Raw genomic sequence first — 13216 nt, forward strand, 5'->3', positions numbered from 1 at the left:
CCTCACCGTTCGACCAGCGCCATGCGGCTATTGTAGTAGTTCATGAACATCGAGGTCAGCAGGCTGATGGTGAGATAAACCGCCATGGTTATGCCGATGATCTCGACCGCCTGCCCCGTCTGATTCAGCACTGTGCCGGCGAAGACCTGCACCAGGTCCGGATAGCCGATCGCCACCGCCAGCGAAGAGTTCTTTGTCAGGTTGAGATAGTTCGAGGTCAGCGGCGGGATGATGACGCGCATCGCCTGCGGAATCACCACCGCGCTCAGCGTGCGGCCATAGGGAATGCCCAGCGAATCCGCAGCCTCCCACTGCCCGCGCGACACCGCCAGGATGCCGGCGCGCACCACTTCCGCGATGAAGCCCGCGGTGTAGGTGACAAGGCCAAGCAGCAGGGCCACGAACTCCGGATAGACCGTGATGCCGCCGCGCACATTGAAGCCGGCCAGCGCCGGATAGTTGAATGATACGGGTCGGCCCATCACGAAATAGGCCAGCAAAGGCAGGAGCGTGAGGGCCGCGAACGTGACCCAGCCGACCGGATGGATCTTGCCGGTCTCCGCCTGGACCTTCTTCGCCCACATATAGAACGCAAGAGAGCCGAACACGGCCAGCAGGAAAGCCGCGCCGATAAGCCCTGCACCCGCACCGAAGACAGGCTCGGGCACAAACAGGCCGCGATTATTCAGCATCACGCCTGCCGGCATGGTGATGGACTGCCGCGGGCCGGGCAGCGGCTTGAGCACGGCATTGTACCAGAACAGCAACTGCAGCAGCAGCGGCAGGTTGCGGATCACCTCGACATAGACCATCGCGGCCTTGGCGATGATCCAGTTGCGCGACAGCCGCGCGATGCCGACGATGAAGCCGAGAATGGTGGCGAGCACGATGCCGATCGCCGCGACCAGCAGCGTGTTCAGCAAGCCGACCCAGAAGGCGTCGCCATAGCTCGAGGTCGAGGTGTAGGGGAAAAGCGCCTGGTTGATGTCAAAGCCGGCCGTGTTGTTCCAGAAGCCGAGGCCGCGCGCGATTTTCTGGCGTTCGAGGTTTTCAATGACATTGCTGATGGCCTCATAGAAAATAAAGCCCACCACACCGATCAATAACACCTGGTAGACGTAGCCACGGATTTTTGGATCATACAGCAAAGAAGCTTTGCCGGTCTCCGGTGCATCTTGAATCGACAATGTCCTGCCCCTTCCTTCCGGAGGCTTGGGCTTTGCCTTTTCGGCGGCCGTGCCTCGTCTTGCTTTCCCGCTTCGCATGGATCATGCCAAGCGTCTCAATGCTGGCGCATGTCGCCTGTGCGCGCAACCACAGGCGCGCGCTGCCTGTGAAAGAACAGCGTCCGGCCACGAACCGGACGCTGTCCAGATTGTCGTCAGCGGATCGGCGGCGCGTACTGCAGGCCGCCATTCGACCACAGCGCGTTCACGCCGCGGCCGATCTTCAGGCGCGAGCCCTGGCCGACATTGCGCTCGAAGCTCTCGCCGTAGTTGCCGATATGCTTGACGATGCGGGCGGCCCAGTCATTGGTCAGGCCGATGCCCTCGCCGAACTTGCCTTCGACGCCGAGCATGCGGCGGATCTCAGGGTTGGCGGATGTCAGCTGCTGCGCGAGGTTGGCCTTCGTCACGCCAAGCTCCTCGGCGTTGATCATCGCGTAGTGCGTCCACTTCACGATGTTCGCCCACTGCTGGTCGCCATTGGCGCGCACGGAGGACGCCAGCGGCTCCTTCGAGATGACCTCCGGCAGGACGATGTGGTCGTCTGGCTGCGACAGCTTGAGGCGCTCGGCATAAAGGCCCGAGACATCGGTGGTGAAGGCGTCGCAGCGGCCCGATTCATAGGCATTGCGCGTCTCGTCATTGGTGGCGAAGGTCACGGGCGTGTACTTCAGGTTGCTGCGCCGGAAGAAGTCCGCGAGGTTCAGTTCGGTCGTGGTGCCCTGCTGCACGCAGACAGTGGCGCCATCGAGCTTGAGCGCCGAGGTCACGCCCAGGCTCTTCTTGGCCATGAAGCCCTGGCCGTCATAATAGTTCGTGGCAAGGAAGCTGATGCCGAGCGCCGTGTCGCGCGACATGGTCCAGGTCGAGTTGCGGATCAGCACGTCCACTTCGCCCGACTGCAGCGCGGTGAAGCGCGACTGCGCGGTCAGCGGCACGAAACGGACCTTGCTCGGATCGTCGAAGATCGCGGCCGCGATGGCGCGGCAATAGTCGACATCAAGGCCCGACCAGTTGCCCTGCGCATCGGGAATGCCGAAGCCGGCGAGGCCGGTGCCCACGCCGCAGACCAGCGCGCCGCGGTCGCGGACCTGCTTCAGCGCCGGGCCGGGCGCGGTCTGCGCCAGCGCGGAGCCGGCGACGGCCGTGCCGGCGGCCAAGGCTACGAGAAACTTCATCATGTTGATCTCCCCCAGGAGCGTTGGAAAATAATCGATGCATTGGACACTGCGGGATGCAGTCATCCGCTGGTACAAAAAACGGGTGTCAGACGAACTGTCCGACACCCGGCTTTTGTCATGCGCGAAGCCGCGATCTCTCAGCGGATCGGCGGCGCGTACTGCAGGCCGCCATTCGACCACAGCGCGTTCACGCCGCGGCCGATCTTCAGGCGCGAGCCCTGGCCGACATTGCGCTCGAAGCTCTCGCCGTAATTGCCGATATGCTTGACGATGCGGGCGGCCCAGTCATTGGTCAGGCCGATGCCCTCGCCGAACTTGCCTTCGACGCCGAGCATGCGGCGGATCTCAGGGTTGGCGGATGTCAGCTGCTGCGCGAGGTTGGCCTTCGTCACGCCAAGCTCCTCGGCGTTGATCATCGCGTAGTGCGTCCACTTCACGATGTTCGCCCACTGCTGGTCGCCATTGGCGCGCACGGAGGACGCCAGCGGCTCCTTCGAGATGACCTCCGGCAGGACGATGTGGTCGTCTGGCTGCGACAGCTTGAGGCGCTCGGCATAAAGGCCCGAGACATCGGTGGTGAAGGCGTCGCAGCGGCCCGATTCATAGGCATTGCGCGTCTCGTCATTGGTGGCGAAGGTCACGGGCGTGTACTTCAGGTTGCTGCGCCGGAAGAAGTCCGCGAGGTTCAGTTCGGTCGTGGTGCCCTGCTGCACGCAGACAGTGGCGCCATCGAGCTTGAGCGCCGAGGTCACGCCCAGGCTCTTCTTGGCCATGAAGCCCTGGCCGTCATAATAGTTCGTGGCAAGGAAGCTGATGCCGAGCGCCGTGTCGCGCGACATGGTCCAGGTCGAGTTGCGGATCAGCACGTCCACTTCGCCCGACTGCAGCGCGGTGAAGCGCGACTGCGCGGTCAGCGGCACGAAACGGACCTTGCTCGGATCGTCGAAGATCGCGGCCGCGATGGCGCGGCAATAGTCGACATCAAGGCCCGACCAGTTGCCCTGCGCATCGGGAATGCCGAAGCCGGCGAGGCCGGTGCCCACGCCGCAGACCAGCGCGCCGCGCGCCTTGACCTGTTCAAGCTGGGAACGCTGCTGCGCGCTGGCGGCTGAAACGGCCATGGCCATCGCCGCGCCGGCGACGAGCCCGGTCATCAAAATCTTCATCATCATCTCCCGATATGTGCGCATGGCCTTGCGGCCTGCGGCTTTGATGCCTCTTGCCCCCAAAAGCTCGATCATTCCCGTCACGCCGCAGCGGACAGTCGACTTTTGTATCATATGCACCTGCCAGAGCGTTTCCCCCCCGTCAAGCACGCGCAGCGATCAGCCAATGAGATCATTGTCCATCGCCTCGATCGTGATTGCAGGCCAGTTTGACGTTCACGTCAAGCGCCGCCACAGTGGCGGCCCGCCAGTTTTGATGAAAAAGAAGTCATCCACATGAAGAAAGTCTCGCTCGAAGGCCTCAAGCGCTTCAGGGAGCGCACCCGCATCGTCATGGCGGGCCGCGACCCCGAGGACAGCTACGGCTTCGTGAACCCGCCCATCGTCCGGGGCTCGACCGTTGTCTACCAGTCGCTCGACGCCTTCCTTGAGCGCAAGGCGCGCTATATGTACGGCACCCTGGGCAATCCCACCCTGGATGCGCTGGAACTGGCCCTTAACGCGATGGAAGGCGGCGCGGGCGTGGTGGTCTGCCCCTCGGGCCTTCTGGCCTGCACCCTGCCGCTGCTCGCCACGCTCTCGGCAGGCGACCACATGCTCGTCACCGACAGCGTCTACCGCCCCACCCGCACATTCTGCGAAGGCATGCTGAAGCGCATGGGCGTTGAGGTGACCTATTACGATCCGCTGCTAGGCGCTGACATCGCCGCGCTGTTCCGGCCGAACACGAGGGTCGTCTTCACAGAGGCGCCGGGCTCGCAGACCTTCGAGATGCAGGACATCCCCGCGATCGCGGCCGTCGCGCATGAGCGCGGCGCGCTTGTGATCATGGACAACACCTGGGCGACGCCGCTCTATTTCGACAGCCACGAAGCCGGCGTCGATCTCTCCATACAGGCCGGCACGAAATACTATGCCGGCCATTCCGACGTGCTCATCGGCACGGTCTCGGCGCGGACGCCGGAACTCTACAAGCGCCTGCGCGACGCCTGGGAGCAACTCGGCGTGATCGTCGCCCCGGAGGACGCCTTCCTGACCCTGCGCGGCATCCGGACCATGCCCCTGCGCCTGCGCGAGCAGGAGAAGGCCGGCCTTGAGATCGCCCGCTGGCTAGCCGAGCGTCCCGAGGTGCGGCAGGTGCTCCACCCGGCGCTCGAAAGCGACCCGGGCCATGCCATCTGGAAGCGCGATTTCACTGGCGCCTCCTCGCTTTTCTCGATCGTGCTCAACCCCGCGCCGCGGCAGGCAGTGGCCGCGATGGTGGATCATCTGGCGCTGTTCGGCATGGGCGCGTCATGGGGCGGCTATGAGAGCCTCGTCCTGCCCTTCGATTGCAGCACCTATCGCACCGTGACGAAATGGGAGCCCGGCGGCCCCTGCATCCGCATCCACATCGGCCTCGAGGATGTCGAAGACCTCAAGGAGGATCTCGACGCCGGCTTCGCACGCCTGAGGGCGGCGATGTGAGGCTTCCCGGCTCTCTCCGTGAGGCGGCGCTTCAGGGCGAGAGCCAGCGTCCCGGATGCTCCGAGGCGAGATCGAAATGCGCACGCCGGTGGCCCGAGGCTGCCAGGTAAAGCCATTCGAGGCTGGCGACATGGAGCTGCACCGCGCAGAAATTGGCGCGACCCGCGGCGATGTCGTTATCGGCCGAGGGCAAGGTGAATGCCCCCGCTTCGGCCAGTTCCGAGCCAGGTCCGGGATGGGTGCCATAGCAGATGCGGCTGAACTGGCGCGAGCCTTCCCAGGCCGCGTCAGCAACCGAATCGTCGACATGCAGCGTCACGGCGCCTTCGACCCGGACCTGGATCTTGGCGGCGGCGTCATAGCCCGTCATCGCGGCTTCGGCACGTGCCGACAATTCGGCGAACTTGGCGCTGCGCCGGTCGGTGTGGAAGCGCAGCAATCCCCGTGCCGGCTCGCAGCCGCGCAGGATCACGACCCGGACGCGCGGGCGCCCCTCTGGCGAGACGCTGGCGATCATGGGCGAATGGAAGGGCGAGCGCCTGTTGGTGACGCCCTCGCAGAACCGCGCCCACGCATCGGCGCGGGCGGCGGCGAGAGTGTCCGCAAATGCTGCAATCCCTGAAATATCCATGCGATCGGCGCCTTTTCGCGATGTCGCGCGAAGCGAGCGGCGGCCATGCCGGCCACGCTCGGTGCGGACTGGGAAATTGGCGACCCCGGCAGGGCTCGAACCTGCGACCCGCAGCTTAGAAGGCTGCTGCTCTATCCAACTGAGCTACGGAGTCGTAACGCGCCCTGGTCAGGCTCTGCTCAATGCGTCCACTGGCCGACACGCGTGAACTTGAAGTTGTCCGAATAGGACATGCCCTTGCGAGACGACTCCGCCGTGCGCTCGACGCAATAGGCGATGCCGTTGCGCTCGGCATAGGCGATGGCCTCTTCGGCGCTGTCGAACCAGAGCTTGATCTGGGATTTCATATCGCCTGACGAGGTCCAGCCCATCAGTGGCTCCACCTGGCGCGGCGACTCCGGCTCATGCTCGAGCAGCCAGCGCGTCTTGGCCGCGCCCGATTGCATCGCTGTCTTCGCGGGTCGATAAATCCGTGCGGTCATGGGCGTCAGGCGCTTTGCGAAAAGGTCGCGGGCAAAGGATCCCGGTCGATGGTCGGGGTACTAGGATTCGAACCTAGGACCTCAAGTACCCAAAACTCGCGCGCTACCAGACTGCGCCACACCCCGAGGCATCGACCGGGATCATGCGAGTAACATGCAGCGTTTGCGCGGGCAAGCATCGCGATGGGCCGAACGGCATCAAAGCCGCGCAATCCCCGGCGGGAGCGGCTCAGCGCCGCGTGAAGAGCGGATGGTCGACCTTGTCGCCAGGCTTGAGCCCGATGCGCGCGGCCATCCCGCCATTGACCTCAAGCACACCCAGCACCGGCTCGCCGGAGGGAATCGTGCGCGTCGAGAGCGGCTCGGTCTGCTCGGCGATCCGCGCCACGGTTCCGTCCGCACGGATGAAGACCATATCGAGCGGGATGTAGGTGTTCTGCATCCACATGGAAACGGGCTCGACGCGCTGGAAATCAAACAGCATGCCACGATCCTGGGGCATGAACCGGCGAAACATGAGCCCCCTCGCCAGTTGTTCGGGCGTACGCATGACTTCAACCTGGAAATCGTGGCGGCCGCTGGCGGTCACCAGCGTCAAGGTCTCCAGCGCCTGGGCAAGGGCAGCCCCCGGCAGCGCAACCAGCGCAACCGCCGCGACCATCAGCCATGCGCGCCGCCGTGTCGGTCCCGCAGCATGGCGGCTCATCTCAGCTGACCGGTGGCCCGTTCGCGGTGCCGTCAAGGCGCACCTCGGCAGCCATCTGCCCCTTTGGCCCGTCGCCGAAACGCACGAACACGAACTGGCCCGGAGTCAGATCCTGGATGCCGTAGCGACGCAGCACTTCCATATGCACGAATATGTCCGGGTGGCCTTCGCCGCGCGTGACGAAGCCGAAGCCGCGCAGTCGGTTGAACCACTTCACCATCACACGCTCATAGCCGGAGGTCGGCGTGACCTGCACATGGGTGCGCGGCAGGGGCAGTTCAGCCGGATGCAGAGCGGTGGAGTTATCCACCGAAATCACGCGCACCGCCTGCCGCCCCTTCTGCCGCGGCACGGCCTCGACCACCACGCGGGAGCCCTCCGACACCGTTCCGAAGCCATCGCGCTTGAGGATGGTCACATGCAGCAGGATGTCGGAGCCGCCCTGGTCCGGAACGAGGAAGCCGAAGCCCTTGGTCACGTCGAACCACTTCACGCGACCACCGATCTCGATGCCCTGCTCCAGCTCGCCCCCATGCGCGGAATCCCCGGAGTCCAACAGACCTGTTCGGACATAACTCATCATTTTCCTGTCCCGATCGTCGATCATCGACTGCCGCCCCACTGCACAACGCGATTCGTCGACTAACGATAGCATTGTTGTTGGCAGCGCACATGTCTCGCCACAAACTGCCTGTCACTGTCGACGTAACGTCACTCAACCCTTAGGAGTGGTTCGAGGGCCTCGCCGATGTCGCTGCGCACCACCAGATCCGCGATCGGATCATAGTCTGTAGGCTCACCGTTGACGATCACCAGCGCGGCACCCGCCCGCTTGGCGAGCAGCGGCAGCGTGGCGGCTGGATAGACCACCAGCGAAGAGCCGATGGCGAGGAACAGGTCGCATGCCTCCGCAACGTCGCGGGCGCGCCGCAGTTCCGCCTGCGGCATGGGCTGGCCGAAGCTGATCGTCGCGCTCTTGACGATTCCGTCGCAGGCCTCGCAGCGCGGCGGCGTTCCCGCCCGCTCATAGGCCGCGCGAAGCGGCGGCAATTCGTGGCGCCGCTCGCAGTCGAGGCAGGCGGCATAGGTGCCGTTGCCATGCAGCTCGATCACGCGGACGGGCTCGACGCCCGCATCCTGATGCAGCCCGTCGATGTTCTGGGTGATGATGGCGGGCATCCGGCCGGTGTTGACCAGATGCGCCAGCGCCCTGTGGCCGCGCCCCGGGCGCGCGCCGGCGAATGCGTCGTCCATGGCGAACTTGCGCCGCCAGGCTTCCTTGCGCGCCTCTGGGCTCGCGACGAAGGCATCGAAGGGAATCGGCTTGTTCTGCATCCAAGGGCTGCCCGGCGAGCGGAAATCGGGCACGCCGCACTCGGTCGAGATGCCGGCGCCGGTGAACGCCACCACGCTCCTGGCCTGCCGCACCATTGCCGCAAGCCGCTCGATCTGCGCTGCGGCGTCTGCGCTCGCCACCATTCCCGCTTCCTCGTTCTTGCGGCGTGTGTCCCCGCGCCTGGCCTGATGCCATAGCTGGCATCGCGGACGCGAAGCGCAAGATGGGTTTCGCGGCTTGCAGGCGCGGCTTGCGCATTGCGCGGCCGTCAGCTTCAGTGTCGCCCCATGAGCTTTTCCATCAATCCGCTGCTGGTCGACACCGGCACCCCGCCCATCCCCGAGGCCAAGAGCTGGCTGGCCGCGTATGACGGACGGCACGGCCCCGCAATAGACCTGTCGCAGGCAGCGCCCGGCTCCGCGCCGCCCTCCGCACTGCTGGAGCGGGCCGCGCTCTTGGGCGGCAGCGCCGATGCGGCGCGCTATGGCCCGATCCAGGGCGACATGATCCTGCGCGAGGCGCTGGCGCGAGACCTGAGCACAACCTATGGCGGCGCGTTCTCGCCGGCCGACATCGCCATCACCGCCGGCTGCAACCAGGCCTTTGTCACCGTGATGATGGCCTTGGCCTGCGCTCAGGACGCGGTGATCGTGCCTACGCCATGGTATTTCAACCATCAGATGACCCTTGGCATGCTCGGCATCGCGGTCCAGCCGCTCGCCACGAGCGCTTCCTGCGGCTTCGCGCCCGATGTCGAGGCGGCCCGCGCGCTCATTGACCACCGCACCCGGGCCATCGTCCTCGTCACGCCCAACAATCCGACCGGCGCGGTCTATCCCGCCGTCCTCATCGCTGCCTTCGCCGACCTGTGCCGGCAATCCGGCATCGCGCTCGTGCTCGACGAAACCTATCGCGATTTCATGCCGGCGGGCGCGGACCAGCCTCACGCGCTGTTCGGCAGCGCCGATTGGCGTGACACTCTGATCCACCTCTACAGCTTCTCGAAAGCCTGGGCCGTCCCGGGCTGGCGGCTGGGCGCCATCGTGGCCGGAGAGGAACGGCAGGCGCAGATCGGCAAGGTGCTTGACTGCATCCAGATCTGCCCCGCCCGCCCCGGCCAGGCGGCCCTGGGCTGGGGCATCGACGCGCTGCCCGGTTTTCGCGAGACGAACCGGCAGGACATCAACAGCCGCGCCGCAGCCTTCCGCCGCGCCATGAGCGAGCTCAATGACTGGTCCGTCGACCAGTCCGGCGCCTATTTCGCCTATGTGCGCCATCCCTTTGCGGATACGCATGCCGTGCAGGTGGCCGAGATGCTGGCGCGGCGTTGGGGGGTTCTGGCGCTGCCGGGTTCCTATTTCGGGCCAGGACAGGATGGCCACCTGCGCATGGCCTTCGCCAATGTCGGCCGGGGCCAGATCGCCGAAGCTGTGTCCCGTCTGGCGCTCGCCAGCCGGCGCTGAAGCCCCGGCTCAGCCCAGGCCGAAGCCGAAGCCGCGCCCCGGCGCCGCTTCCAGCAACGCCTTGCTGTACGGATGCTGCGGGTTGGCATAGAGCGCGCCGGTGGGGCCCTGCTCCACCACCTGCCCCTTGCTCATCACCACGATGCGATCGCAGATCTGCGCGGCGACGCGCAGGTCATGCGTGATGAACAGCACAGCGAGATCGAAGCGCTTGCGCACGTCATCGAGCAGTTCCAACACCTGTGCCTGCACGGAAACGTCCAGCGCGGACACAGCTTCATCAGCGATCAGCAGCTCCGGCTCCATCATCAGGGCGCGCGCGATGCAGATGCGCTGGCGCTGCCCGCCGGAGAACTGGTGCGGAAACCTGTCGAGTGCGTCGGCCTTGAGCCCGACGAGCGCCATCAATTCGCCGGCCTTGCGCACGGCTGCGTCCCGCGCCATGCCGAAGTTCATGGGTCCCTCGACCATGCTGGCCCCGACGCTGCGGCGCGGATTGAGCGAGCGATACGGGTCCTGGAACACGATCTGCACCTTGCGCCGATAGGGGCGCAATTCGCGCTGCCCCATCCGCGCCACGTCAACGCCCGCGATCCTGATCTCGCCGGAGCTGGGATCGATCAGCCGCGCCACGCAGCGGGCGACAGTGGATTTGCCCGAGCCCGACTCGCCCACGATGCCAAGGGTCTCGCCCCGCCGCACCTCGATCGTGACGTCGCTGGCGGCCTTCACCACGCGACCTTTGCGGAAGAGCCCCGTCTCGCCATAGGTCTTGGCGAGCGCGGTGGTCTTCAGCGCAACCTCCCCCGTGGTGATGGCGCTGCGCTGGGGTGGCGTGAGGCTCGGCACCGAGCCGATCAGCATCTTGGTGTAATCCTCGCGCGGGCGGCGCAGCACCTCCTGGACCGGCCCGTGCTCGACGAGCTTGCCATGCCGCATCACGGCCACGCGGTCCGCGATCTCGGCCACAACTCCGAAGTCATGGGTGATGAAGAGCACGCCCGTGCCGCGCCGCTGCTGAAGCTCGCGGATCAGCTGGAGGATCTGCTTTTGGGTGGTGACGTCGAGCGCGGTCGTCGGCTCGTCGGCAATCAGCAGCGCCGGGTCCATCACCAGCGCCGAGGCGATCATGACGCGCTGCCGCTGGCCGCCTGAAAGCTGGTGCGGATAGGCGTTGTAGAGCTGTTCGACATCCGGAAGATGAGTGGCCCGCATCACCTCCAGGACGCGGGCCTTGCGCTCATCGGCGCCAAGCGCGGTGTGGATCGACAGCACCTCATCGACCTGGTCGCCGCAGGTCATCACCGGGTTGAGCGCGGTCATCGGCTCCTGGAAGATCATCGCCATGCGGCTGCCGCGCAGGTCGCGCAGGCGGTCCATCGAGACGTTGGAGATGTCCTCGCCTTCGAGCACGATGCGCCCGCCGCTGCGCGTGAGCTGGCCCCTGGGCAGCAGTCCCATCACTGCCTGCGCGGTGACGGATTTGCCCGAGCCGCTTTCGCCCACGACGCAGACGATCTCGCCGCGCGCCACGTTCAGGCTCACGCCTTCGACCGCATGGGTGCGGTCGCCGCTGCGGGGCAGCTCGACCCGCAGATCCTCGATGCTCAGAACCGGCTCAGGCATGCTCACATCCGCTTCGCCAGCTTGGGATCGAGCCGGTCGCGCAGACCGTCGCCCAGAATGTTCACCGACAGGATCGTCACGGCCAGCGCCACGCCGGGCCACAGCAGGTTCCACGGCGCGATCTGGAAGAGAAGGCGTCCCTCGGCCACCATGTTGCCCCAGCTCGGAATCGTCGGCGGAGTGCCCGCGCCGAGGAAGGACAGGATGGCCTCGGTCAGCATCGCCGAGGCGGCCACATAGGTGGCCTGCACGATCAGCGGCGGAATGCAGTTGGGCAGGATATGGCGGATAAGGATGAGCGGCATCGGCGTGCCGATCGACACGGCGGCCTCCACATAGGGCTCCTCGCGCACCGTCAGCACCACCGAGCGGACGAGGCGCACCACGCGCGGGATCTCCGGAACCATGATGGCGATGATCACGGTCATCAGGCTGGCGCCGGACACCGACACCAGCGCGATCGCCAGCAGAATGCCGGGAATGGCCATGAGGCCGTCCATGACTCGCATCACCACCGCATCGAGCCAGCGGATGTAGCCGGCCACAAGGCCGATCACGAGGCCGATGAAGATCGACAGCCCGGCCACCGCAAGCCCGACCACCACGGACACGCGCGCGCCATAGACAAGCCGGCTCCAGACGTCGCGGCCGAGATGGTCGGTGCCAAGCCAGTAGACATCCGATGCCGGACGCAGGCGCTGAAGCGGCGACATGGATGTCGGGTCACGCGTGCCCATCAGGGGCGCGAGCACGGCCGCCAGCACGATGGCGCCCAGTATGGCCCCTGCGATCGCCACGAGCGGGTAGCGCTTGAGGAACGGAAAAAGGCCGCTCAGGCGCGCCCGCGGCATCGGGATGGCTGGCGTGCTCAATAGCGGATCCTTGGGTCGACCAGCGTGTAGATGATGTCGATGATGAGGTTCAGCACGACATAGATCAGGGCGAAGAACAGGATGAGCCCCTGAATGATGGGATAGTCGCGCCGGGTTATGGCATCGACGACGAGGCGGCCGAGGCCGGGGATGTTGTAGACGCTTTCCGTCACCACCACACCGCCGATCAGCAGCGCCACGCCCAGCCCGATGACGGTCACGATCGGCACGGCCGCATTCTTCAGCGCGTGGCGGAACAGCACCTTGAGCTCGATCTGACCCTTGGCGCGCGCGGTGCGGATGTAGTCCTCGCCCAGCACCTCGATCACGCTGGCGCGGGTGATGCGGGCGATCAGCGCGACATAGATGAACGACAGCGTCAGCGTCGGCAGCGTGATCTGGCTGACGAACCGGCCGAAATCGACAAAGGGGCTGGTGTAGCCCTGGACGGGGAACCAGCGCAGCGTTATCGCGAAGTTGAAGATCAGGAAGTAGCCCATCACGAAGACGGGCACCGAAAAGCCCATCACGCAGATGACCATCACCAGCCGGTCGATCCAGCCGCCCGATTTCCATGCGGCCAGCACGCCCATCGGCACGGCGACCAGCACCGAGAAGATGATGGTCGTCAGCGCCAGCATGGCCGTCGGCTCTATCCGCTGGGCTATCAGGGTCGTCACCGGCAGCCCGGTGAACAGCGAGGTGCCAAGGTCGAAACGCAGCAACTGCACGATCCAGCCGAAGAACTGCTCGTAGAGCGGTTTGGTGAGGCCAAGGGAAATGCGGATGCGCTCGACCTGATCGGGCGAGGCCGTGTCGCCGGCCAGGATCGCGGCCGGATCGCCCGACAGGCGCAGCATGAAGAAGACGATCAGCGCCACCACCCCCATGACGGGGATGGTGGACAAAACGCGCGTGGCGATAAGCTTGAGCATGGGAGAGACGTCGTTCCGGTCATTCCGTTTCAGGCTCTTGCGCAAGCCTCAACCCCGGCCGCATTGCCCGCCGGCCCCATGGGGAGTCGGCGGGATCATGGCGCCCGTCGTGATGGCGACGAGCC

The 13216-nt window shown here is 65.7% G+C and carries 14 protein-coding genes and 2 tRNA genes; 3 read left to right on the forward strand and 13 right to left on the reverse strand.

Features of this window, described 5'->3' with window-relative positions; genetic code table 11:
- Positions 1-2 precede the first annotated feature (2 nt).
- From HEQ16_12015 to HEQ16_12025, 3 genes are all read right to left on the reverse strand, one after another.
- The gene (locus HEQ16_12015; GenBank protein MCO4054749.1) at positions 3-1265 is read right to left on the reverse strand and encodes an amino acid ABC transporter permease; all 1263 of its coding nucleotides are present in this window, start codon (positions 1263-1265) and stop codon (positions 3-5) included.
- Between the two features lie 116 nt (positions 1266-1381).
- Complete coding sequence (locus HEQ16_12020) at positions 1382-2404, reverse strand: amino acid ABC transporter substrate-binding protein (protein ID MCO4054750.1); 1023 nt, start codon at positions 2402-2404, stop codon at positions 1382-1384.
- Positions 2405-2544: 140 nt separating this feature from the next.
- Positions 2545-3573 (reverse strand): amino acid ABC transporter substrate-binding protein, encoded by a 1029-nt coding sequence (locus HEQ16_12025; protein ID MCO4054751.1) that lies wholly within the window; start codon positions 3571-3573, stop codon positions 2545-2547.
- On the opposite strand from HEQ16_12025, the gene HEQ16_12030 reads away from it, so the two are divergent.
- Positions 3527-3853 (forward strand): hypothetical protein, encoded by a 327-nt coding sequence (locus HEQ16_12030; GenBank protein MCO4054752.1) that lies wholly within the window; start codon positions 3527-3529, stop codon positions 3851-3853. The two genes, HEQ16_12025 and HEQ16_12030, sit on opposite strands and share 47 nt — an antisense overlap.
- Complete coding sequence (gene metC, locus HEQ16_12035) at positions 3850-5040, forward strand: cystathionine beta-lyase (protein ID MCO4054753.1); 1191 nt, start codon at positions 3850-3852, stop codon at positions 5038-5040. Before HEQ16_12030 ends, metC begins: the two co-directional genes overlap by 4 nt.
- A 31-nt stretch (positions 5041-5071) precedes the next feature.
- Here metC and HEQ16_12040 read toward each other — a convergent pair whose 3' ends face one another.
- The 7 genes from HEQ16_12040 to HEQ16_12070 all read right to left on the reverse strand — a co-directional run bounded on the left by HEQ16_12040 (position 5072) and on the right by HEQ16_12070 (position 8338).
- The gene (locus HEQ16_12040; GenBank protein ID MCO4054754.1) at positions 5072-5671 is read right to left on the reverse strand and encodes a pyridoxamine 5'-phosphate oxidase; all 600 of its coding nucleotides are present in this window, start codon (positions 5669-5671) and stop codon (positions 5072-5074) included.
- A gap of 77 nt (positions 5672-5748) precedes the next feature.
- Positions 5749-5825 (reverse strand) — tRNA-Arg (locus HEQ16_12045).
- 25 nt (positions 5826-5850) lie between these two features.
- Complete coding sequence (locus tag HEQ16_12050; protein ID MCO4054755.1) at positions 5851-6153, reverse strand: ETC complex I subunit; 303 nt, start codon at positions 6151-6153, stop codon at positions 5851-5853.
- A gap of 49 nt (positions 6154-6202) precedes the next feature.
- Positions 6203-6279 (reverse strand) — tRNA-Pro (locus HEQ16_12055).
- A 103-nt stretch (positions 6280-6382) separates the two neighbouring features.
- Positions 6383-6859: a DUF192 domain-containing protein gene (locus HEQ16_12060; protein MCO4054756.1), complete on the reverse strand. Its 477-nt coding sequence runs from the start codon at positions 6857-6859 to the stop codon at positions 6383-6385.
- Between the two features lies 1 nt (position 6860).
- Positions 6861-7466 (reverse strand): cold shock domain-containing protein, encoded by a 606-nt coding sequence (locus tag HEQ16_12065; protein MCO4054757.1) that lies wholly within the window; start codon positions 7464-7466, stop codon positions 6861-6863.
- A gap of 104 nt (positions 7467-7570) precedes the next feature.
- On the reverse strand, positions 7571-8338 hold the full coding sequence (locus HEQ16_12070) for an NAD-dependent deacetylase (GenBank protein MCO4054758.1): 768 nt from the start codon (positions 8336-8338) through the stop codon (positions 7571-7573).
- A 144-nt stretch (positions 8339-8482) separates the two neighbouring features.
- On the opposite strand from HEQ16_12070, the gene HEQ16_12075 reads away from it, so the two are divergent.
- Complete coding sequence (locus HEQ16_12075) at positions 8483-9658, forward strand: aminotransferase (protein ID MCO4054759.1); 1176 nt, start codon at positions 8483-8485, stop codon at positions 9656-9658.
- Between the two features lie 9 nt (positions 9659-9667).
- Here the strand turns inward: HEQ16_12075 and HEQ16_12080 are convergent, their stop codons facing one another.
- From HEQ16_12080 to HEQ16_12090, 3 genes are read right to left on the reverse strand one after another with little or no spacing between them, the layout of a single operon-like run.
- Positions 9668-11284 (reverse strand): ABC transporter ATP-binding protein, encoded by a 1617-nt coding sequence (locus HEQ16_12080; protein ID MCO4054760.1) that lies wholly within the window; start codon positions 11282-11284, stop codon positions 9668-9670.
- A 2-nt stretch (positions 11285-11286) separates the two neighbouring features.
- Positions 11287-12135 (reverse strand): ABC transporter permease, encoded by an 849-nt coding sequence (locus HEQ16_12085; protein ID MCO4054761.1) that lies wholly within the window; start codon positions 12133-12135, stop codon positions 11287-11289.
- 17 nt (positions 12136-12152) lie between these two features.
- A complete protein-coding gene (locus HEQ16_12090; protein MCO4054762.1) occupies positions 12153-13091 on the reverse strand; it encodes an ABC transporter permease in 939 nt (312 codons plus the stop codon).
- Positions 13092-13216 lie beyond the last annotated feature (125 nt).

This window comes from Bosea sp. (in: a-proteobacteria), from assembly GCA_023910605.1.
Lineage (GTDB): Bacteria > Pseudomonadota > Alphaproteobacteria > Rhizobiales > Beijerinckiaceae > Allobosea.